The organism is Pseudomonas sp. W2I6, from assembly GCF_030815935.1.
GTDB lineage: Bacteria > Pseudomonadota > Gammaproteobacteria > Pseudomonadales > Pseudomonadaceae > Aquipseudomonas.
Genome location: NZ_JAUSXJ010000001.1, coordinates 5,477,115 through 5,499,089, shown reverse-complemented (window position 1 = coordinate 5,499,089; position 21,975 = coordinate 5,477,115). Strand labels below are relative to the sequence as shown.

General features: G+C 61.4%; 22 protein-coding genes. 11 read left to right on the top strand and 11 right to left on the bottom strand.

Translation table 11 applies throughout. The annotated features are described in order from the left end of the window. Positions 1–6: 6 nt before the first annotated feature. The 8 genes from rodA (at position 7) to QF039_RS25395 (ending at position 7,680) form a co-directional block, all read left to right on the top strand. The gene (rodA, locus tag QF039_RS25430) at positions 7–1,110 is read left to right on the top strand and encodes a rod shape-determining protein RodA (RefSeq protein ID WP_050442794.1); all 1,104 of its coding nucleotides are present in this window, start codon (positions 7–9) and stop codon (positions 1,108–1,110) included. Between the two features lie 17 nt (positions 1,111–1,127). Further along, on the top strand, positions 1,128–2,141 hold the full coding sequence (mltB, locus tag QF039_RS25425) for a lytic murein transglycosylase B (RefSeq protein WP_003215435.1): 1,014 nt from the start codon (positions 1,128–1,130) through the stop codon (positions 2,139–2,141). After that, positions 2,141–3,139, top strand: coding sequence for a septal ring lytic transglycosylase RlpA family protein (locus QF039_RS25420; RefSeq protein WP_003215436.1), 999 nt, complete (start codon positions 2,141–2,143; stop codon positions 3,137–3,139). Before mltB ends, QF039_RS25420 begins: the two co-directional genes overlap by 1 nt. Positions 3,140–3,324: 185 nt before the next feature. Further along, entirely contained in the window at positions 3,325–4,482 is a 1,158-nt protein-coding gene (locus tag QF039_RS25415) for a D-alanyl-D-alanine carboxypeptidase family protein (RefSeq protein ID WP_003215437.1), read from the top strand. Between the two features lie 84 nt (positions 4,483–4,566). Further along, on the top strand, positions 4,567–4,842 hold the full coding sequence (locus QF039_RS25410) for a DUF493 domain-containing protein (RefSeq protein ID WP_003215438.1): 276 nt from the start codon (positions 4,567–4,569) through the stop codon (positions 4,840–4,842). Next, a complete protein-coding gene (gene lipB, locus QF039_RS25405; protein WP_003215439.1) occupies positions 4,842–5,489 on the top strand; it encodes a lipoyl(octanoyl) transferase LipB in 648 nt (215 codons plus the stop codon). The genes QF039_RS25410 and lipB overlap by 1 nt, the downstream gene beginning before the upstream one ends. Positions 5,490–5,491: 2 nt before the next feature. Beyond that, complete coding sequence (lipA, locus tag QF039_RS25400; protein ID WP_003215441.1) at positions 5,492–6,511, top strand: lipoyl synthase; 1,020 nt, start codon at positions 5,492–5,494, stop codon at positions 6,509–6,511. 233 nt (positions 6,512–6,744) lie between these two features. Next, positions 6,745–7,680 (top strand): LD-carboxypeptidase, encoded by a 936-nt coding sequence (locus QF039_RS25395; protein WP_307521295.1) that lies wholly within the window; start codon positions 6,745–6,747, stop codon positions 7,678–7,680. A gap of 133 nt (positions 7,681–7,813) precedes the next feature. Here QF039_RS25395 and QF039_RS25390 read toward each other — a convergent pair whose 3' ends face one another. From QF039_RS25390 to leuS, 5 genes are all read right to left on the bottom strand, one after another. Next, positions 7,814–9,139 (bottom strand): lytic murein transglycosylase, encoded by a 1,326-nt coding sequence (locus tag QF039_RS25390; protein ID WP_003215443.1) that lies wholly within the window; start codon positions 9,137–9,139, stop codon positions 7,814–7,816. A 61-nt stretch (positions 9,140–9,200) separates the two neighbouring features. Further along, positions 9,201–9,365, bottom strand: a complete 165-nt coding sequence (gene arfA / locus QF039_RS25385) for an alternative ribosome rescue factor ArfA (protein ID WP_003176285.1) — start codon at positions 9,363–9,365, stop codon at positions 9,201–9,203. A gap of 84 nt (positions 9,366–9,449) precedes the next feature. Further along, on the bottom strand, positions 9,450–10,487 hold the full coding sequence (gene holA / locus QF039_RS25380) for a DNA polymerase III subunit delta (protein ID WP_008436560.1): 1,038 nt from the start codon (positions 10,485–10,487) through the stop codon (positions 9,450–9,452). A 39-nt stretch (positions 10,488–10,526) separates the two neighbouring features. Then, complete coding sequence (lptE, locus tag QF039_RS25375; protein WP_008436571.1) at positions 10,527–11,132, bottom strand: LPS assembly lipoprotein LptE; 606 nt, start codon at positions 11,130–11,132, stop codon at positions 10,527–10,529. 90 nt (positions 11,133–11,222) lie between these two features. Then, complete coding sequence (gene leuS, locus QF039_RS25370; RefSeq protein WP_307521292.1) at positions 11,223–13,829, bottom strand: leucine--tRNA ligase; 2,607 nt, start codon at positions 13,827–13,829, stop codon at positions 11,223–11,225. 261 nt (positions 13,830–14,090) lie between these two features. Here leuS and QF039_RS25365 point away from each other — a divergent pair, with 261 nt between their 5' ends. Together QF039_RS25365 and QF039_RS25360 are read left to right on the top strand one after the other, a co-directional pair. Continuing rightward, positions 14,091–14,408 (top strand): hypothetical protein, encoded by a 318-nt coding sequence (locus tag QF039_RS25365; RefSeq protein ID WP_008436575.1) that lies wholly within the window; start codon positions 14,091–14,093, stop codon positions 14,406–14,408. A gap of 103 nt (positions 14,409–14,511) precedes the next feature. Continuing rightward, positions 14,512–15,273 (top strand): YdcF family protein, encoded by a 762-nt coding sequence (locus tag QF039_RS25360; protein ID WP_008436576.1) that lies wholly within the window; start codon positions 14,512–14,514, stop codon positions 15,271–15,273. Positions 15,274–15,409: 136 nt separating this feature from the next. On the opposite strand, the gene lnt is transcribed toward QF039_RS25360, so the two are convergent. The 5 genes from lnt to miaB all read right to left on the bottom strand — a co-directional run bounded on the left by lnt (position 15,410) and on the right by miaB (position 20,820). Beyond that, positions 15,410–16,933, bottom strand: a complete 1,524-nt coding sequence (gene lnt, locus QF039_RS25355; RefSeq protein ID WP_003215450.1) for an apolipoprotein N-acyltransferase — start codon at positions 16,931–16,933, stop codon at positions 15,410–15,412. An 8-nt stretch (positions 16,934–16,941) separates the two neighbouring features. Further along, positions 16,942–17,781, bottom strand: a complete 840-nt coding sequence (locus QF039_RS25350; RefSeq protein WP_003215451.1) for an HlyC/CorC family transporter — start codon at positions 17,779–17,781, stop codon at positions 16,942–16,944. A gap of 27 nt (positions 17,782–17,808) precedes the next feature. Beyond that, positions 17,809–18,282, bottom strand: a complete 474-nt coding sequence (gene ybeY, locus QF039_RS25345) for an rRNA maturation RNase YbeY (protein WP_307521287.1) — start codon at positions 18,280–18,282, stop codon at positions 17,809–17,811. Further along, complete coding sequence (locus tag QF039_RS25340; protein ID WP_003215453.1) at positions 18,275–19,276, bottom strand: PhoH family protein; 1,002 nt, start codon at positions 19,274–19,276, stop codon at positions 18,275–18,277. Before QF039_RS25340 ends, ybeY begins: the two co-directional genes overlap by 8 nt. A 218-nt stretch (positions 19,277–19,494) precedes the next feature. Then, positions 19,495–20,820: a tRNA (N6-isopentenyl adenosine(37)-C2)-methylthiotransferase MiaB gene (gene miaB, locus QF039_RS25335; protein ID WP_102369960.1), complete on the bottom strand. Its 1,326-nt coding sequence runs from the start codon at positions 20,818–20,820 to the stop codon at positions 19,495–19,497. 132 nt (positions 20,821–20,952) lie between these two features. Here miaB and QF039_RS25330 point away from each other — a divergent pair, with 132 nt between their 5' ends. Continuing rightward, complete coding sequence (locus tag QF039_RS25330; protein ID WP_003215457.1) at positions 20,953–21,279, top strand: DUF1820 family protein; 327 nt, start codon at positions 20,953–20,955, stop codon at positions 21,277–21,279. A 129-nt stretch (positions 21,280–21,408) separates the two neighbouring features. Here the strand turns inward: QF039_RS25330 and QF039_RS25325 are convergent, their stop codons facing one another. Next, positions 21,409–21,963: a tetratricopeptide repeat protein gene (locus QF039_RS25325; protein ID WP_307521283.1), complete on the bottom strand. Its 555-nt coding sequence runs from the start codon at positions 21,961–21,963 to the stop codon at positions 21,409–21,411. Positions 21,964–21,975 lie beyond the last annotated feature (12 nt).

The following is a 21,975-nucleotide window of genomic DNA, read 5'->3' as shown; positions in this document are numbered from 1 at the left end:
GATGTGATGCGCCGCCGCGCCACTTTGCTGCAGCGCATGCACATTGATGGCCCGTTGCTGATCCTGCTGCTGACCCTGGCCGCCGGCAGCCTGTTCGTGTTGTATTCGGCCAGTGGCAAGAACTGGGACTTGCTGATCAAACAGGCGTCGTCGTTTGGCCTGGGCCTGTTGTCGATGGTGGTGATCGCCCAGCTGGAGCCGCGTTTCATGGCGCGCTGGGTGCCGCTGGGGTATGTCGCCGGGGTGTTGCTGCTGGTGGTGGTGGATGTCATGGGCCACAACGCCATGGGTGCGACGCGCTGGATCAACATCCCGGGGGTGATTCGCTTCCAGCCGTCGGAATTCATGAAGATTTTGATGCCTGCGACCATCGCCTGGTACCTGTCAAAACGCACACTGCCGCCCCAGCTCAAGCACGTGGGCATCAGCCTGATATTGATCGGCGTGCCGTTTATCCTGATCGTGCGCCAGCCCGACCTCGGCACCTCGCTGCTGATCCTGGCGGGCGGCGCGTTCGTGCTGTTCATGGGGGGGCTGCGCTGGCGCTGGATCCTCAGCGTGCTGGCCGCCGCCGTGCCGGTGGCCGTGGCCATGTGGTTCTTCTTCATGCACGACTACCAGAAGCAGCGAATCCTCACGTTCCTCGACCCGGAGAGCGATCCGCTGGGCACCGGCTGGAACATCATCCAGTCCAAGGCGGCCATCGGTTCCGGCGGCGTATTCGGCAAGGGCTGGCTGCTGGGCACCCAGTCGCACCTGGACTTTTTGCCGGAAAGCCACACCGACTTCATTATCGCGGTGATGGGCGAGGAGTTCGGCCTGGTGGGCATCTGCGCACTGTTGCTGATTTACTTGCTGCTGATCGGGCGCGGCCTGGTGATTACTGCCCAGGCGCAAACCCTGTTTGGCAAATTGCTCGCCGGCAGCCTCACCATGACGTTTTTTGTTTACGTTTTCGTCAACATCGGTATGGTCAGTGGCCTGTTGCCGGTGGTTGGGGTGCCGTTGCCGTTCATTAGCTACGGCGGAACTTCGCTGGTGACATTGCTGTCAGCGTTTGGGGTTTTGATGTCGATCCATACCCATCGTAAGTGGATCGCACAGGTTTGAATAAGGTGAAGATGTCAATGCAAGTAATGCGCGGCTGGGCTGCCCGGCACGTGTCCTGGATGGGCCTGTTGGGCCTGCTGGGAGCCGCTGTGCAGGAAGCGCAGGCCGGCGACTACGACGGTTCGCCCCAGGTCGCCGAGTTTGTCGGTGAGATGACCCGTGACTATGGTTTCGCCGGTGAACAGCTGATGGGCGTGTTCCGCGAGGCCCAGCGCAAGCAGGCGATCCTCGACGCCATCTCCCGGCCCGCCGAGCGCGTGAAGCAGTGGAAGGAATATCGCCCGATGTTCCTGACCGACGCCCGCGTGGCGCGGGGCGTGGACTTCTGGCGCCAGCACGAAGCGGTGCTGGCCCGCGCCGAGCAGGAATACGGCGTACCGGCCCAGGTGATCGTGGCAATCATCGGCATCGAAACCTTCTACGGCCGCAACACCGGCAGCTACCGGGTGATCGACGCCTTGTCGACCCTGGGCTTTGACTACCCGCCACGCGCCGAATTCTTCCGCAAAGAGCTGCGCGAGTTCCTGTTGTTGGCCCGTGAAGAACAGGTCGACCCGTTGACCCTCAAGGGCTCCTACGCCGGGGCCATGGGCTTGCCGCAGTTCATGCCGAGCAGCTTTCGCGCCTACGCCGTGGATTTTGACGGCGACGGCCATATCAATATCTGGAGCAACCCCGATGACGCCATCGGCAGCGTCGCCAGCTATTTCAAGCGTCACGGCTGGGTAGCCGGCGAGCCGGTGGTGATTCGCGCCGATGTGACCGGTGAGCGCGCCGATGAAGGCCTGACCCAGGGTATCGAGCCGGTCAAGACGGTCGGGGAGTTGCGGGCGCTGGGCTGGTCGAGTCAGAATGCGCCACGCGATGATATGCCGGTGACGGCGTTCCGCCTCGAAGGCGAAAATGGCCCCGAATACTGGATGGGCCTGAAGAATTTCTACGCAATCACGCGTTATAACCGCAGCGTGATGTACGCCATGGCCGTGCATCAACTGTCAGACATGCTGGTCCAAGCACGGGGCGTCAAGTAATGCCGGTATCACCGATGTACAAACCCCTGAAGCTGTTGGCGTACGCCGCATTGTCGTTATTGGTGGTCAGTTGTTCCACCAGTCGTGCACCGGTGCAAAAAACCGCAGGCACGGCGATCCGCTCCCAGCCGGGGCTGGATATCAACCGCGCCCACAAAGACGGCGCGCCGTGGTGGGATGTGGATGTTTCGAAGATCCCGGATGCCACGCCGACCCTGCACACCGGCCCTTACAAGGCCAATCCCTATACCGTGCTGGGCAAAAACTACTTCCCGCTGCAAGACTCCAAGACCTACGTGCAATCGGGTACGGCGTCCTGGTACGGGACCAAGTTCCACGGCCAGAACACCGCCAACGGCGAAGTCTATGACCTGTACGGCATGAGCGCGGCGCACAAGACCCTGCCGCTGCCCAGCTATGTACGCGTGACCAACCTGGACAACAACCGCTCGGTAATCCTGCGGGTCAATGACCGTGGGCCGTTCTATTCGGACCGGATCATCGACTTGTCCTACGCCGCCGCCAAGAAACTCGGGTATGCCGAAATCGGCACCGCCCGGGTGAAGGTCGAAGGTATCGACCCGGCCCAGTACTGGGCCCAGCGTGGCAAGCCGGCGCCGTTGATGCTCAACGAACCGCAAACCCCGCAACCGCAAGTCACGGCCTCGGCCGGCAAGATCGAACAGTGGACCCCGCCGCCGGCGCAGCACGCCCCGGACACGGTGGTCATTCCGCATGCAGCGCCGGGAGCCTCTACCGTGGGCGGCCAGTACCTGCAAGTCGGCGCTTTCGCCAACCCGGACGCGGCAGAGCTGCTAAGGTCCAAGCTCAGCGGGATGGTCAGCGCGCCAGTCTTTATCAGCTCTATTGTGCGTAACCAGCAGACCCTGCACCGTGTGCGGATGGGGCCGATCGGCTCGCCGAGTGAAGTTGCGCAAGTGCAGAACAGCGTGCGCCTGGCCAACCTGGGACAACCCAGCGTGGTCACCGCCGAGTAAGCAGTACAAAGGATTGATGGCTCAGGCTCGCATGCGGGTTTGAGCCCTGGTTGTTGGCTCGTTGAACAATAAAAACCCAGGGGCAAGGGGTGGGCATGCAACCGAACACGCGACAGTCTGGCGACGGGCTGTCTGAATAGTTTTGCCCGCGAGGGCAAGTTTCCATAAGCAATTTCGAGAGACGGATGAACATCACCACCTTAGCCAAACGCACGTGCCTGCTTCTTTCGCTGATCATCACCCCGGCCGCCTGGGCGGTTGAAATGGTGCCAGCTTCCCCGCAACTGGCTGCCAAGGCCTGGGTCCTGATGGACGCCGCCAGCGGCAACGTGCTGGTGGAGAACAACGGTGACCAGCGCCTGCCCCCAGCCAGCCTGACCAAGCTGATGACCGCCTACATCGCGACCCTGGAAATCCGTCGCGGCCAGATCGGCGAAAACGATCCGGTGACCGTCAGCGAAAACGCCTGGCGCACCGGCGGTTCGCGGATGTTCATCAAGGTCGGCTCGCAAGTGACCGTCAGCGACCTGCTGCACGGCATCATCATCCAGTCGGGTAACGACGCCAGCGTAGCCCTGTCCGAGCACATCGCCGGCAGCGAAGATGCGTTCGCCGACATGATGAACAAAACCGTGGCCGACCTGGGCATGACCAACAGCCACTTCATGAACCCGACCGGCCTGCCGAACCCTGAGCACTACTCGTCGGCTCACGACATGGCGATCCTGGCTCGCGCGATCATTCGTGTCGACCCGGTGCACTACGCGATCTACTCCCAGAAAGAGTTCTTCTGGAACAACATCAAGCAGCCTAACCGCAACCTGTTGCTGTGGCGTGACAAGACCGTCGATGGCCTGAAAACCGGCCACACCGAAGAAGCCGGCTACTGCATGGTGTCGTCCGCTGTCCGTGACGGCCAGCGCCTGATTGCCGTGGTATTCGGTACCAACAGCGAGCAGGCCCGTGCGGCCGAGACGCAAAAGCTGCTGACCTATGGCTTCCGTTTCTTCGAAACCCAGACCTTCTACCAGAAAGGCACCGAGCTGGCTCAGGCCCCTGTGTGGAAAGGCGCGACCCATCAAGTCAAGGCCGGCCTGGCTGAAGACCTGACTCTGACCATGCCTAAAGGCCAGCTCAAGAAGCTGGTGGCCAGCATGACCATGAACCCGCAACTGGTCGCACCGATCGCCAAGGGCGATGTGATTGGTAAAGTCGAAGTGAAGCTGGACGACAAGGTGGTGCACAGCGCCGATCTGATCGCTCTGGACGCCGTCGACGAAGGTGGTATCTTCCGACGCGTGTGGGATAGCATCCGTCTATTCTTCTACAGCTTGTTCAACTGATAGTGTGCACCTGCATGACCCCGCGCTGATCCGGCGCGGGGTTATGCCCGTCGCCACGGCTTACGCTTACGAGGCCGTTACGCCATGACCGATACCGAAGTAAAGGCGCCAAAGATCGAATTCCCAAACGTGGACTATCCCGTCAAGGTGATCAGCGATACGGGCGTGGGCAACAAGGACAAGATCATCGAGATCGTCAAGAAACACGCAACGATCAACCATGACCGTGTGGATGAGCGTCAAAGCACCAACGGCAAGTACACCACTATTCAGTTGCACATCGTGGCGACTGACCAGGACCAGCTCTACAACATCAACAGCGAACTGCGGGCTACCGGCTTCGTGCACATGGTGTTGTGATGTCACAGACCCTGGGCTTTCGCGAGCTCGGCCAAATGGCTTACGAACCGGTGTGGCACGCCATGCAGCGGTTCACCAACGAGCGCGGCACCGAAGCCCCGGATGAAATCTGGCTGGTGGAGCACCCGCCGGTTTTCACCCAGGGCCAGGCCGGCAAGGCCGAGCATTTGCTGCTGCCGGGAGAAATCCCGGTGGTGCAGGTCGACCGCGGCGGGCAGGTGACTTACCATGGCCCAGGTCAATTGGTGGCTTATCTGTTGCTGGACGTGCGCAGGCTGGGTTTTGGCGTACGTGAGCTGGTCAGTCGCATGGAGTCATGCCTGATCGAGCTGCTGGCCAGCTACGGTGTGACCGCGGCGGCCAAGCCGGATGCTCCGGGGGTTTATGTTGATGGCGCGAAAATCGCCTCCCTGGGCTTGCGGATTCGCCACGGTTGTTCCTTTCATGGCCTGGCCTTGAATGTGGACATGGACCTGGCGCCGTTTCGACGGATCAATCCCTGCGGCTACGCCGGTTTGGCGATGACCCAGTTGAGCGATCACGCAACACCACTAGAATTTGCCGAGGTAAGTGCCCGGCTGCGCGCGCAGCTCGTCAAACACCTCGACTATGCTGAGCAGACGACCCTAACGGGCGGAATCGACTGATTATGACTACTGATGCAGTGCAAACCATGATCCCGACGCTGGATGTTACCGAGCGTCCGGCCCCGCGTGCCAAGGTAGAAGCCGGCGTCAAGCTGCGCGGCGCCGAGAAGGTTGCACGCATCCCGGTGAAGATCATTCCGACCACCGAACTGCCGAAAAAGCCTGACTGGATTCGCGTGCGTATCCCGGTTTCGCCGGAAGTCGACCGCATCAAGGCCCTGCTGCGCAAACACAAGCTGCACAGCGTGTGCGAAGAAGCGTCCTGCCCGAACCTGGGCGAGTGCTTCTCCGGTGGCACCGCGACCTTCATGATCATGGGTGACATCTGCACCCGTCGTTGCCCGTTCTGCGACGTTGGTCACGGCCGGCCGAAGCCACTGGACGTCAACGAGCCGGAAAGCCTGGCCATCGCCATCGCCGACCTGAAACTCAAGTATGTCGTGATTACCTCGGTAGACCGCGACGACCTGCGTGACGGCGGTGCCCAGCACTTTGCCGACTGTATCCGCGAGATCCGCAAGCTGTCGCCGAACGTGATGCTCGAGACCCTGGTGCCGGACTACCGTGGCCGTATGGACGTGGCGCTGGAAATCACCGCCGCCGAGCCGCCTGACGTGTTCAACCACAACCTGGAAACCGTGCCGCGCCTGTACAAGGCTGCGCGTCCGGGTTCGGACTACCAGTGGTCGCTGACCCTGCTGCAGAAATTCAAGCAGATGATGCCGCACATTCCGACCAAATCCGGCCTGATGCTGGGCCTGGGCGAAACCGACGAAGAAGTCATCGAAGTCATGAAGCGCATGCGCGAACACGACATCGACATGCTGACCCTCGGCCAGTACCTGCAGCCGTCCCGCAGCCACTTGCCGGTACAGCGCTTCGTGCACCCGGATGTGTTCGCCTGGTTTGCCGAAGAAGGCTACAAGATGGGCTTCAAGAACGTCGCTTCCGGCCCGCTGGTACGTTCCTCGTACCACGCCGACGAGCAGGCGAAACTGGTCAAGGCCAGCCTGGTGTCCTGATACGCGGAACGCCGGACACTGCAGGACCCATGTGGGAGCCGGCTTGAGTGGGAGCGGGCTTGTTCGCGAATGCGTTGGATCAGTTGACCTGTCCGGTGACTGACTGACCGTCTTCGCGAGCAAGCCCGCTCCCACCCAGGCCCGCTCCCACATTTGCTACTGACTCTTCCTCTTCTGTTTGCAACCATTGCTGTTTAGAGTGCCTTGGGCAATCCACACGAGGAGAACCATGGATGACGACTCAATTGACCACTTGTGCGGTACCTGCGCTGCGCGCCGAAGGCGTGATCGGGCTGATTGCCCCTGCCGGGCCGGCCGAGCTGGATATCGACACGGCCACGCAATGGATGCGCGCCCGGGGCTACACACTGCGGATCTTTCCGGGCGTGAGCCAGCGTGATGGCTATCTGGCCGGCAGTGATGAGGTACGCCTTGATGACCTGCACGCGGCGTTCGCCGATTCGACCATCGACGCAATTTTCTGCCTGCGCGGCGGCTACGGCACGCCACGCCTGCTGGACCGCCTGGACTTTGACCTGCTCCGGGCCAACCCCAAGCCATTCGTAGGCTACAGCGATATCACCGCCCTGCACCTGGCGATCAACCGGTATGCCGGTTTCGTCACCTTCCATGGTCCGATGTTCAACGCTGACCTGTTAGGTGAAAAGCAACAGCCTACCGAGTCGTCGCTGTTCAGCATGCTGCGTGGGCAAGTGAAGGCCGGCAGCCAGCTGGTTCACCCTGTGGCCTACCCGCTGACCACCGTCGAGCCAGGCATCGCCTGTGGGCGGCTGCTGGGCGGCAATCTATCGATGATCGCAGCAGTGATGGGCACGGATTACGAGATTGATGCCGAGGGCATCATTCTGTTTATCGAAGATGTGAACGAGCCGTTGTACCGCATTGACCGGTTGCTCACCCATTTGCGCCTGGCGGGCAAGCTGGCCCAGGTGGCGGGCGTGGTGGTGGGGGATGTGGCTGGGGTTGATAGCCTTGCGCTTGAGCGCTTGCTGAAGCAGACCTTCGGGCCGTTGTGCATTCCTGTGCTATCCGGCTGGCGCAGCGGGCACTGCAACCCGAACCTGACCTTGCCGTTGGGCGCCAGGGTGCGGCTGGATGCGGGGGAGAAGCGGTTGGTGTTGGAACAGGATGTGGTGTTTAAGGCCTGAACTTTGTAGCGCCGATAAAGGCCTCTTCGCGAGCAAGCCCGCTCCCACATTTCGATCGCGTACCTTCAGGAAGTGCACGGTCAAAATGTGGGAGCGGGCTTGCTCGCGAATGCGGTAGCAGCCATACGCCGATCTATCGGCTTTGCAGCGACTCCAGCAACTTCACCGTCGGATACCCATCCGCCGGCCAGCCCAGGGACTGCTGCGCGGCACGAATCGCCTTGCGGGTATTCGCACCGATGATCCCGTCCGGGTTGCCTGCGTCGTAACCATTGGCACTGAGCACCGTCTGCAAGTCAATTCGCTGCGAGCGAGTCAACGGCAGCTCATCTTTCGGCCAGCTCCCACGAATCAAGCCACCGCCCCCGAAGCGTTCCGACAACAACCCAACTGCCAACGCGTAGGACGACGAGTTGTTGTACTTGAGGATCGCGCGGAAGTTATCCAGCACCAGGAACGCCGGGCCACGATAGCCGGCCGGCAGCAACAGGGCGGCGGAAAGCTGGTCGACGTTGGCCGGCACGCTGGCGCCCGGCGGCACCTGGATTCCCAGTTTCAGCCACTCGCCAACGGTCTTGCGTACGCTGCCATCGGCCAGGGCGTAATCAAAATTCAACGGCAGTTGCTGCACCTCGAAGCCCCAGGGCTGGCCTTTCTGCCAGCCGGAGCTTTGCAGGTAGTGCGCGGTGGAGGCGAGGGCGTCGGCCGGGCTGTTCCAGATATCGCGGCGGCCGTCACCGTCGAAGTCTACGGCGTGGGTGTTATAGGTGGTCGGGATGAACTGGGTCTGGCCCATGGCCCCGGCCCAGGAGCCTTTCATCTGGTCGGCGGCGATATCGCCATGCTGGATGATTTGCAGCGCCGCCAACAGTTGCGCCTGGGCGAAGGCCGGGCGACGGCCTTCATAGGCCAGGGTCGCCAGTGAGCGGATCACCGAGTTGTTGCCCTGGAACTGGCCGAAGTTACTCTCCATGCCCCACACCGAGACCAGCGCCTGGCGGTCGACGCCGTAACGGTCCTCAATGCGTTGCAGAATGTCGGCGTACTTCACCAGCAGCGACTGGCCATTGCGCACCCGCAGCGGCGACAGCGCGCCATCGAGGTATTCCCATACCGGCCGGGAGAACTCCGGCTGGCTGCGGTCGGCGCGGATCACCGCCATGTCGGGTACGACATTGGCAAAGGCCGTGTCGAAAACTTGCGGCGTGATACCGGCCTTCAAGGCTTCCACGCGAAACCCCGCCTGCCATTCGGCAAAGGTCTGGGTCGGCTGGATATCAAGATTGTCTGCCACCAGTGGCGCAACGACGGCAGGCGCAGCTACCGGTGCAGTCTGGAGCGGGGGCAGGGGTTGGGCATCGGCAGCGGTGGGTTTTTCCGCGCAGGCGACTAACAGAATGAGGCTGGAGGCAGCGATCAGTTGGCGAAGGTGCCAACGACGGGAAAGACTAGAGGGCATGCACAGGTCCAGGGAATACGAATCAGGTACAGACCTTATCATGCCGGAGGGGCGCTTGCCTTCAGGCAGCCAGAAAGTAAGAAGCCTCCCAGCTATTAGACTGGAAGGCTTCGCGGCGGTAGCTGCCTTTGCCTTTGCCGGCTCGTTCCTGGCGACTGCGGAACAACGGCTGGGCGATGATGGATTTGGCCTTGTTGGGGCCATGCTTTGATGGCTTTTTGCTCATGATGGGTACTCTCTGGCGGGTTGATGATGCAGTGCGAATCATCTGCCGAAGTTTGGATTCTGTCCAGCCCAGCGATACGTAGGACTATTCAGCAGGCAACGCCAAGCGCTGTCCTGACATCAAAAGTGACAAACGACTCAGGCTCATCCACGGCGATCCAGCCGCCTGCCCCTTGATCTGCGCGTCAATGCGCTGGGCCTCCAGCAGCAATTGCGCCCAGCGTTGCGCCGAGTGCCGTTGCAGGGCTTTGCTGATCAGTGGTTTGCGCTTGTCCCATACCGGTGGCCGCGCCTGGCTGAAGGCCTTGTCCAGTGGGATGCCCTGGCTGTACTGCAGGGCAATATTGGCCAGCAGCCGTAATTCTCGCGCCAGGGCCCAGAGAATCACCGGCGGCTCGACGCCTTCGCCGCGCAGCCCTTCGAGCATGCGCAGGGCGTGGGCGGGTTCGCCGTTGAGGATCGCATCCACCAGGCCAAATACGTCAAAGCGCGCGCTGTCCGCCACGGCGCCTTGTACGGTTTCGACGGTGATCTGGCCGCCTTCGGCCATCAGCTTGAGCTTTTCGATTTCCTGGGCGGCGGCCAGCAGGTTGCCTTCCACCCGCGCCGCGATCAGCTCCACCGCATCCTGGCTGGCACTCAGCCCGGATTGCGACAGGCGCTGACGAATCCACTGCGGCAGTTGGCTGCTGTCCACCGGCCAGATCTGTATGAACTGAGTCTGACCACCTTCCACCAGCGCCTTGCCCCACTTGGTTTTCTGCGCACTGCCATCGAGCTTGGGCAGGCTGATCAGCAGCAGCGTGTCTTCGGCAGGGCGTGCGCAGTATTCCATCAACGCCGCCGCGCCTTTGTCGCCGGGCTTGCCCGAAGGCAGGCGCAGTTCCAGCAGGCGTTTTTCGGCGAACAGCGACATGCTCGCCCCGGCTTGCAGCAGCGTACCCCAGTCGAAACTGGCGTCGGCGCTGAATACCTGGCGTTCATCGAAGCCCTGTTGGCGGGCGGCGGTGCGAATTGCGTCCGCAGCCTCCTGGCACAGCAGCGGGTCATCACCGCTGACGATGTAGACGGGCGCAAGGCTGCCTTGCAGGTGCTTGGCGAGTTGGGCGGGGGCGAGTTTCATAGGCAGGGCGAACGGGGCGCCTGGGGCGCCCCGTCTGGCTTACTCGACAGGAACTTCGACAGGCGACTGTTTAGGTTGGCTGTCTTCATACTCTTGCGCAGCTTTCAGCGCATCGGCATCTGCCTTGGCCTTGGCATCCGCGGTTTGCTGCAGCTTATCCAGTTGCTCCGGCGTGATCAGTTGCAGGCGCAGGACCATGCGCTGCACCAGTTCGCGACGCATTTCCTTGCGCACCTGGATGGTTTCGGAGTCCGAACCCACCAGGTTGTTGCCGTCGTGGCTCACGACTTTCTGTATCTGGATCTTGTCGCCCATCAGCGGCAGGTGGTCATGGCCCTGGATTTCGAAGAAGAGCGTGGTGCTCAGCTCAATGTCCGAAGCACGCCCGGCGCTGGCGTAGCTGAGGCTGCGCTGCTCTTCTTTTTCATCCACCAGGTTCAGTTTGTAAGCCGCGCCTGAATAGACTTTGACGCCACTGTTTTCCAGGACCTGGCGCAGCTGTTGCACGGTCTCGCCGTAGGAGTTGCGGGCGGTGACGTCCAGTTCCTTGATCGCCAGTTCGGTGGTGCCGGTGCCGCGCAGCTGGAAGCCGCAAGCGCTCAGCAGCACGGCAAGGCCCATAACCAGCAGATTGCGTTTGATCATTTTGATGCTCCCCTTGAAACCATGTGGGCCTTATCGAGGCCCTGGAGGTTTTGTTCGGCGCCAGGGTTATTCCCTCGGCGCCCGATCCGATTAGCTAGCGACGATATTGACCAGTTTGCCGGGCACCACGATCACTTTGCGGATCGTCAGGCCTTCGGTGAAGCGCAGCACGTTCTCATTGATACGGGCGGCGGCTTCGACGTCTCCACGGCTGGCGCTGGCCGGCATGTCGATCTGGCCACGCAGCTTGCCGTTGACCTGAATCACCAGTTGCAGCGTGTCCTGTACCAGGGCGCTGTCATCCTGTACCGGCCAGCCGGCATCGATGACGGCACCGCTTTGGCCCAACTGGTTCCACAGTTCGTGGCTGATGTGTGGCGTGATCGGCGCCAGCAGCAGGGTGACCGTTTCCAGGCCTTCCTGTACCAGTGCGCGGTCCTGTTCGGTGGCCTGCGGCGCTTTCTCCAGCACGTTCATCAGCGTCATCACCTGGGCGATGGCGGTGTTGAATTTGTGGTGCTGGCCCACGTCCTGGCTGGCGTGCTTGATGGCCAGGTGGGTGCTGCGGCGAATGACTTTTTGCTCATCGCTCAGGGCCGCCACGTCCAGCTTGCCCGGCAAGCCTTGGCTGACATGGGCGTGCGCCAGGCGCCAGACGCGCTTGAGGAAGCGATGCGAACCTTCGACGCCGGAGTCCGACCATTCCGCGCTCATGTCAGGCGGCGAGGCGAACATCATGAACAGGCGGCAGGTGTCCGCGCCGAACTGGTCGATCATCGACTGTGGGTCGACGCCGTTGTTTTTCGACTTGGCCATCTTCTCGGTGCCGCCGATTTCCACCGGCAGGCCGTCGGATTTCAGCTTGGCGCTGATCACCTTGGCCTTGCTGTCACGCTCCAGCTCGACATCTGCCGGGTTGAACCAGGTGTAGGCGCCATTGGCTTCGCGGCGGTAATAAGTCTCGGCAATCACCATGCCCTGGGTCAGCAGGTTCTTGAACGGCTCGTCGGAACTCACCAGGCCTTCGTCACGCATCAGCTTGTGGAAGAAGCGCGCGTACAGCAGGTGAAGGATGGCGTGTTCGATACCGCCGATGTACTGGTCTACCGGCAGCCAGTGGTCGGCCGCGGATTTTTCCACCAGGCCGCCTTCATAGTGCGGCGAGGCGTAGCGGGCGTAGTACCACGAAGACTCCACGAAGGTGTCCATGGTGTCGGTTTCGCGTTTGGCCGGGGCACCGCAGCTCGGGCAGGTGCACTCGTAGAATTCGGGCATGCGCGCCAATGGCGAGCCAGCACCGTCCGGCACCACGTCTTCGGGCAATACGACCGGCAGTTGGTCTTCCGGTACCGGCACGTCACCGCAGGTTTCGCAGTGGATGATCGGGATCGGGCAGCCCCAGTAGCGCTGGCGGCTGATGCCCCAGTCACGCAGGCGGAACTGGGTGCGCGAGGCACCGAGGTTTTTCTTGATCAGCGCGACTTCGATGGCGTCGAAGGCGCCTTCGAAATCCAGGCCGTCGAACTCGCCGGAATTGATCAGGGTGCCGTGTTCGTTGTACGCGTCCTGCCACGGAGCCGGGTTGGTGTCGCCCGAACTGGTGCGCACCACGGACTTGATCGGCAGGTTGTACTTGACGGCAAATTCGAAATCGCGCTCGTCGTGGGCCGGCACAGCCATTACTGCGCCATCACCGTAGTGCATCAGCACGTAGTTGGCGACCCACACCGGCAGCTTCTCGCCGGTCAATGGGTGCTCGACGAACAACGAGGTCGGCAGGCCTTTTTTCTCCTGGGTGGCGACGTCGGCTTCGGCGACGCTGCCGCCCTTGCATTCGGCGATGAACGCCTGCAGCTCAGGGTTGTTCTGTGCAGCCTGGGTGGCCAGCGGGTGTTCGGCGGCCACGGCGACGTAGGTCGCGCCCATCAGGGTGTCCGGACGGGTGGTGAAGACTTTCAATACACCTTCTGCGCCGATGGAGTCGACGTTGTAGGGGAACTGCACTTCCATGCCACGGGACTTGCCGATCCAGTTGCGTTGCATGGTCTTGACCTGCTCGGGCCAGCCCGGCAAATCGTCGAGGCTCGACAGGAGTTCATCCGCGTAGGCAGTGATCTTGAAGTAGTACATCGGGATTTCGCGCTTTTCGATCAGCGCGCCGGAACGCCAGCCGCGGCCGTCGATCACTTGTTCGTTGGCCAGTACGGTCTGGTCCACCGGGTCCCAGTTCACGGTGCCGCTCTTCTTGTAGATCACGCCTTTTTCGAACAGGCGAGTGAACAGCCATTGTTCCCAGCGGTAGTAATCAGGCTTGCAGGTGGTCACCTCGCGGGACCAGTCCACCGCCAGGCCCAGGCTGCGCAGCTGGGTCTTCATGTAGGCGATGTTTTCGTAGGTCCACTTGGCGGGCGCTACGTTGTTCTTCATCGCGGCGTTTTCCGCCGGCATGCCGAAGGCGTCCCAACCCATGGGTTGCAGGACGTTCTTGCCCAGCATGCGCTGGTAGCGGGAGATGACGTCGCCGATGGTGTAGTTGCGCACATGCCCCATGTGTAGCTTGCCGCTGGGGTAAGGGAACATCGATAGGCAATAGAAAGTCTCCTTGCCTGGCTGTTCACTGACTTCAAAGGACTTTTGCTCATCCCAGAACGACTGGGCGGCATTTTCTATTTCACGGGGCTGATATTGTTCGTGCATGGCTACTTTTGAACTGAATAGGGGTGGCCTAATCCTCTTCGGTGCAACGTTCAGGTTGATCGACACCAAAAAGCGGCGCGTCCGTGCCCAAACCCTGCGGGAAGTGGAGTTACAGGAAGCGCCGTAGCATACATGACCCCACTCTATCGAGGGAAACCCTGATTGCGCCGCCGAGGCCGTTGGTCGCGGCGCCAGGCAGGCAGGGCAAGCAGGACTACGCTGTTTAGTGGGGAGTGAGTCTTATCTTCAATGAGGTGAGGGATGGTTGATTCGCAGCGAACTTTAACGAAACCGCAGGTGTACGAAGGACTGATCGACCGTTTGGGTCGAGCACTGGATGCAGCAAAAACCGCAGGCCGATTGTGTGATGAACGGCCTCTGGAGTTGGAACTGCGTGGCTTGAGCCAGGCAGAGCTGGACGTGATCAGGGTGTATCTGGAATTGAATGAGCATCGCGCGTCCCATGGCATGGCCTCCCCGCCAGCCCAGGAGTTTTCGCGATCGGCCAAGGTGGTATGGCTCAAGGATTTTTCGGCCGGTCGCAGCCCGGAAAAACTCCGGTCCGTGCGTTTCAAGTGAAGTACCGCGTTAGTGATCTGTAGCCTTCTCAGCGTCTGTTCCTGTAAAGATTGTCGCTTAACCCCGTTACACCTTAGGCTTCGGGCATCTTTGGAGATGCCCGATGCCTATTCGCTATTTCATTAAACAATTGTTGTTGCCGCCCGGCATCCTGTTGCTGTTGCTGGCCCTTGCCTGGTGGTTTCGTCGCAGCCGACCGCGGCTGGCGGCCGTGTGCTTTGCCCTGGGGTTTGGCGGGATGTGGCTGATGAGCCTGCCGGTGGCGGTTCAATGGGGCGCAAAGGCCCTGGAGACCGAGCCGCCTCTGGCCCGTGATGAATGGGCGACCCTGGCGCAGCGGGCTGATGCCATCGTGGTGTTGGGCTCGGGGCGTGAGCGCGGGGATCCGGCGTGGGGCTCCGATCAGCCGACGGGTATCGGCCTTGAGCGCCAGCGCTATGCAGCCCGCCTGGCCAAGGCTTCGGGCTTGCCGGTGCTGACCACCGGCGGCTTGCACTACGGCACACCGCCCAGCGAGGCGGAGTTGATGGCGGTATCGATGCAGGATGACTTTGGCGTGAGCGTGCGCTGGAAGGAAGAGCGCAGCCGTACCACGTGGGAAAACGCGCAGATGAGTGCCGAGATTCTGCTGCCGCAGGGGATCAAGCGTGTGGTGGTCGTGACTCAGGCCTGGCATATGCCGCGCTCGCGCTGGAGCTTCGAAAAGGCCGGGTTCACGGTTGTTCCGGCGCCAGTGGGGTTTCTTGGTTTGGACAATGCCCGGCCATTGGGGGGCTGGATGCCGGAGTTCAAGTCGGTATGGCAGAGCGGGCAGTTGCTGAATGAGGCGGTGGGGCAGGTGGGTTACCGGATGTTTTACAGGTAATACCGCCGGGCAAATGTGGCAGCGGGCTTCTGTGGGAGCCGGGCTTGCCCGCGATGCAGGCACCTCGGTGTGTCAGTTGCACCGAGGTGATGCTATCGCAGGCAAGCCAGCTCCCACATTTATCCGAGTATTTCTTTTAAACCGTTTTGGACATCCGGCCCGCCAACAGCGCCCAGCCAAACAGGCCAAGGCACAGGATGATCAACGGCCACGAACGCCATTCCAAGTACGGGGTGAGGTTGTGCATCGGCACGACCTCGCCGTAGAGAATCCCACGTTCAAACTGCGGGATCTGCACGGTGATCTGCCCGTACGGGTTGATCAGGCCCGTGACGCCGTTGTTGGTGGCGCGGATCATCCAGCGCCCGGCTTCCAGGGCGCGCATCTGGGCCATCTGCAAATGTTGCAGCGGGCCGATGGAGCGGCCGAACCAGGTGTCGTTGCTGATGGTCAGCAACAAATCGCTGCGGGCCGACAGGCCGGCGGCGAACTCCGGGTACACCACTTCATAGCAAATGAACGGCGCAATCTGATAGCCCTTGGCTTGCAGCAAAGCCTGGTCGGACGGCCCGCGGGCGAAGTCCGACATCGGCAGGTCAAAGAACGCGATCAAGCCGCGCAACATGTCCTGCAGCGGCACGTACTCGCCAAACGGCACCAGCTTCTGCTTCAGGTAGGTGCCGTCGCCTTCGCCCACCACCGTGATGCCGTTGAAGAAGCGCTTGTGGTGATGCACTTCCTGGCGGATCGGTACACCGGTGATCAGCGCAGTGTGCCGGTCAGCGGCGAACTTGCCCATCATGCCCAGGTAACCCTCCACGGATTCCTTGAGCACCGGCACGGCGGTTTCCGGCCATACCAGCAGGTCGACAGGCTTGGAGCTGAAGCTCATGTCGCGGTACAGCGCGAGCTGCGCATTGAGCTGCTCCGGGTCCCACTTCATGCTTTGTTCGACGTTGCCCTGGACGGCTGCCACGGTCAGCGGCGCGCCGGCGGGGGTGGTCCATGCATGATGCTTGAGTGCCAGGCCGATGGCCCATGGCGCCACCAACAACAGCAAGCCGGCACCGATGAACAGGTTGCGCTTAGCCGCCAGCAGACGCGGCAGGTTGCAGATCAGTGCGGCGGTCAGCGCCAGGGCAAAGGATATCAGCCACATCCCGCCCAGCGGCGCGAGGCCGGTGAGAGGGCCGTCGAGCTGGCTGTAACCGGAATAGAGCCATGGAAAACCGGTGAGGAACCAGCCGCGAAACGCTTCCTGGCCAACCCACAAGGCCGCGAAGGCCAGGGCATCGGCCAGTGGCGCTTCGTTGCGGCGCAGCCAGCGCGCCCACAGCCAGGCGGGCAGGGCAAAGAACCAGGCAATGGCCGCCGTAAACGCCAGCATCAGCATGCCCGCCAGCAACACCGAAGCGCCGCCGAAGTGGTGAATGCTGTAGTAGATCCAGCTGGTACCGGCACCAAACAGGCCGAAACCGAAACACCAGCCACGCCACAGGGCCTGGCGCGGCGTCAGTTCACGCAATCCCGCATAAAAGAACCCGGCCGCCACCAGCGCAAACGGCCAGAGGTCGAACGGCGCCAGCGCCAGGGTGGTGATGGCGCCGGCCACCACGGCCAGCAGGTTACCGGGCCAGCCGGGTGCAATCATACGGCGCATGTCAGTCCTTAGCGGGCAATAGGTGTCAAACGGATCAAGTGAATACGGCGGCTGTCGGCATTCAGGATGCGGAAGCGATAGGCACCGATTTCCGTGGTCTCGTTACGCTTGGGCAGGTGCCCGAACGCACTCATCACCAGGCCGCCAACCGTGTCGAATTCATCGTCGGAGAATTCGCTGTCGAAGAACTCGTTGAAGTTCTCGATCGGCGTCAGGGCCTTGACCAGGAAATCACCGCTGGGCAGCGGCTTGATGTAGCTGTCTTCTTCGACGTCGTGCTCGTCTTCGATGTCGCCGACGATCTGTTCCAGCACGTCTTCGATGGTCACCAAACCCGCTACACCGCCGTATTCGTCAATCACGATGGCCATGTGATTGTGGTTCGCACGAAATTCGCGCAACAGCACATTCAGGCGCTTGGATTCAGGGACGAAGGTGGCAGGACGCAGCAGGTCCTTGATGTTGAAGCTGTCGCCGTTCTCCTTGAGGATCAGCGGCAGCAGGTCCTTGGCCAGCAGGACGCCCATGACGTCGTCATGGCTTTCGCCGATCACCGGGTAGCGCGAGTGCGCCGAGTCGATCACGGCCGGGAGGAATTCCCGAGGGGTCTGGGTCGCCTTGATGCTGACCATCTGCGAGCGCGGAACCATGATGTCCCGTACTTGCAGGTCAGCTACCTGGATGGCGCCTTCGACGATGGCCAGCGCTTCGCTGTCCAGCAACTTGTTCTGATGCGCCTCGCGCAGCAGCTCCAGCAGCTCCTGGCGGTTTTTCGGCTCGTGGGCAAAGGCCTGGGTGAGTTTCCCCAGCCATGACTTTTGCCCGTTGCTCGATCGGTCTTCGCTCATAGCGATTACTCTAAATCCTTTATTGTTTCAGTTAGGTGTAGTTGCAATTTCGTCGTCTGCATACGGGTCACGATGACCCAGTTCTGCAAGCAACGTTCGTTCCAGTGCTTCCATTTCTTCGGCTTCGTCATCGTCTATATGGTCGTAACCCAAGAGATGCAAGCAGCCGTGGATGACTAGATGGGCCCAATGGGCCTCAAGTTCCTTGCCCTGTTCCGTTGCTTCACGCTCGACCACTTCGACGCAGATCACCAGGTCGCCCAGCAACGGGATATCCAGTAGCTCATCGGGTACGTCGGCGGGAAACGACAGCACGTTGGTCGCGTAGTCTTTTTGTCGCCAGGTGTGATTCAGTTCACGGCCTTCGGGCTCGTCCACCAGGCGAATGGTCAGCTCCGAGTCGGCGGTGCGCTGGCGCAGGGCCAGGGTGCACCACTGGCGGAACTGTTCTTCGCTGGGGGCGGGCGCTTCGGTGGCCAGCTGCAGGTCAAGCTCAAGCATCGCGGCGAGTGTCCTTGGCCGGTTGGTCGTCGCGGTGTTCGAAGCGCTCGTAGGCTTCGACAATGCGCTGCACCAACGGGTGACGTACCACGTCTTTGGGCATGAAGTGCGTGAAGCTGATCCCCGGCACGTCCTTGAGTACGTCGATCACCTGGGCCAGGCCCGACTTGGTGCCTTTGGGCAGGTCGACCTGGGTGACGTCGCCGGTGATCACGGCGGTGGAGCCGAAACCGATCCGGGTCAGGAACATCTTCATCTGCTCAACGGTGGTGTTCTGGCTTTCGTCGAGAATGATGAAGCTGTTGTTCAGCGTACGGCCACGCATGTAGGCCAGCGGGGCGATCTCGATCACCTGGCGCTCGATCAGCTTGGCCACGTATTCGAAGCCGAGCATCTCGTAGAGCGCGTCGTAGAGCGGGCGCAGGTACGGGTCGATCTTCTGGGCCAGGTCGCCGGGCAAAAAGCCCAGCTTCTCGCCGGCTTCCACCGCCGGACGCACCAGCAGGATGCGTCGCACCTGCTCGCGCTCCAGGGCGTCGACCGCGCAGGCCACGGCCAGGTAGGTCTTGCCGGTACCGGCAGGGCCGATGCCGAAGTTGATGTCGTTGCCCAGGATCTCTTTGACGTAGCGCTGCTGGTTCAAGCCGCGAGGGCGAATCATGCCTTTCTTGGTGCGCAACGCGACGCTGGCTTCGGCTACCGGGTTATTGGCCAGGTCCTCCACGGCGGATTCCTGCAGGTACAGGTGCACCGTTTCCGGCGACAGCTCGCTACCTTTGGTTTCCCGGTAGAGGCGGCGCAGAAGGTTTTCTGCCGAGGTGGTGTGCTGGGGTTCACCAATCAGCTCGAATTGATTGCCGCGGTTGCGGATCTCGATGCTCAGGCGTTGTTCGATCAGGCGCAGGTGCTCGTCGAACTGTCCGCACAGATTGGCGAAACGGCGAGCCTCAAAGGGCTCGAGGAGGAAACGATGTGGTTCTATGGGTGCGTTCAAGGTCGTTTTTAGCCGCCCTGGGGCAATTAAGATGAAATCAAGGATAACGCCAGCAGGCTGCGTGCGAAAGCACTTATATAGCCCGAAGCTGGCACCGTTCTAATGTGGGAGCGGGCTTGCTCGCGAATGCGATGGGGCAGTCAGCCTGTTCGTTGCCTGATACACCGCCTTCGCGAGCAAGCCCGCTCCCACATTGGGTCCCGGTGGCCGAATTATTGTTACACCAGCGAACCGCGCAGCGAGTGCGGTTGTGCCGCGTCGATGTGCACGTCGGCGAACTGCCCGATCAGCGTCGGATTATCACAGCGGAAGTTGACGATCCGGTTGTTCTCGGTCCGGCCCTGCAATTCGCCAGGGTCTTTTTTCGAGTAGTCGGTCACCAGGATGCGCTGGGTCGAGCCCACCATCTGTCGGCTGATCTCGAAACCCTGTTGGTTGAGGCGATGTTGCAGGGCGTTCAAACGCTCCTTCTTCAACGCTTCCGGGGTTTCGTCGAGCAGGTCTGCCGCGGGGGTGCCCGGGCGCTGGCTGTAGACGAAGGAGTAGGAGAAGTCGAAGCCGACGTCTTCAATCAACTTCATGGTCTGCTGGAAGTCTTTCTCGGTCTCGCCCGGGAAGCCGACGATAAAGTCCGAGCTGATGCAGATCCCCGGCACCGCCGCACGCAATTTGCGCAATTTGGATTTGTATTCCAGGGCGGTGTGGTTGCGCTTCATCGCCGAGAGAATGCGGTCCGAGCCCGATTGCACCGGCAAGTGCAGGTGCTTGACCAGCTCCGGCACTTCGGCGTGGGCCTGGATCAGGCTGTCGGAGAACTCCAGCGGGTGCGAGGTGGTGTAGCGAATCCGCTCGATCCCGTCGACGGCAGCCACTACCCGGATCAACTCCGCGAGGTCCGCCAGGCGCCCGTCGTGGGTCTGGCCACGGTAGCCGTTGACGTTTTGTCCCAGCAGGGTCACTTCACGCACGCCGTTCTCGGCCAGGTGAATGATCTCTGCCAGCACGTCGTCGAACGGGCGGCTGACTTCTTCGCCGCGGGTGTATGGCACCACGCAGAAGGTGCAGTACTTGCTGCAGCCTTCCATTACCGACACATAAGCGCTTGGGCCGTCGATGCGCGGCTCGGGCAAATGGTCGAATTTTTCGATTTCCGGGAACGAGACGTCGACCTGCGGCAGCTTGGTGATGCGCGCGGCGTCGATCATTTCTGGCAGGCGGTGCAGGGTCTGCGGGCCGAAGACCACGTCGACGTACGGTGCGCGGTCGCGAATGGCGGCGCCTTCCTGGCTGGCCACGCAACCGCCGACGGCGATCACCATGTCCGGGTTGGCCAGTTTCAGTTCACGCCAGCGGCCCAGCTGCGAGTAGACCCGGTCCTGGGCCCGCTCGCGGATCGAGCAGGTATTGAGCAGGATCACGTCGGCGTCTTCAGCGCGAGCGGTGACTTCCAGGGCCTGATGTTCACCCAGCAGATCGACCATGCGCGAGCTGTCGTACTCGTTCATCTGGCAACCGTGGGTTTCGATGTAAAGCTTCTTGGCCATGGGGATCGTCAACTGGTGGTAAAGAACCGCGCATTATAGGGGGCATGCCGATAGGTTCCTAGCACTGTGCATCGGACGCCATGCTATAGTTCGCGCCCTCTTTTAAATCCCCCGATGTGTTACCCGCCCACCATGACCAAACGTGAAGCTCCAATCTACAAGGTGATTTTCCTTAACCAGGGCCAGGTGTTCGAAATGTACGCCAAGCAGATCTATCAAAGTGATCTGTGGGGCTTCCTGGAAGTGGAAGAGTTCGTCTTTGGCGAGCGCACGCAGCTGGTCGTCGACCCGGGCGAGGAAAAACTCAAGGCTCAGTTCGAAGGCGTGGTGCGCAGTTTTGTGCCGATGCATTCGATCGTGCGCATCGATGAAGTCGAGCGCCTGGGCACGCCGAAAATCAGCGAGGCCCGGGGCATGAGCAATGTCATGCCGTTTCCGATGCCGATGCCTGAGAAGTAAGGCTTAAGACCGCGCCGACCCCTTCGCGAGCAAGCCCGCTCCCACACTCGACCGAGTTCCACCTTTGGAATACAGTCGAATGTGAGAGCGGGCTTGCTCGCGAAGGCGGTAGTAAAGTCGCTACAAAACTCAGGGCAGCGGCGAAAACGGCGAGCTGCCATCTGCGCTCTGCAGTTCCTGCAGGTAGTTGCGGAAAATCTGTCCCAGCACTTGGGTAGCCACTTCCAGTTCGTCGCGCTGCATGTGTTCGGCCACTTCGTCGGCCGTGTCCAGTGCATCTTCGGCGCCGTTCACCGCCGCCATTTTCAGCACGATGTACGCCTGGATGTTATTGGCCGGTACGCCTTCGCCGTGGAAAAACATGGTGCCCAGCTGGAATTGCGCCTGCGCGTGGCCCTGCAACGAGGCTTTCTCGAAGTAGCTCAAGGCTTTGTTGAGGTCGCGTGCGGGGTTTTTACTGTCGTAGAAGTACTCGCCCAACTCGTATTGCGCCTGCGCATCCCCGCCATCGGCCTGTTTCTGGCACGCGCTCAGGGCTTCGGCCTGGCTTTCCGGCTGGGTATTGAGGGTGCAACGACCCATCGCTGGGATTAACAACGAGTTGCCGCCTGCCTGGGCATACGCCAGCAGCGGCTGAAGGAGCAACAGGCAGCCCAGAACCAGGGTGCGGCCGGTGCGTTTCATGGGAATCGACTT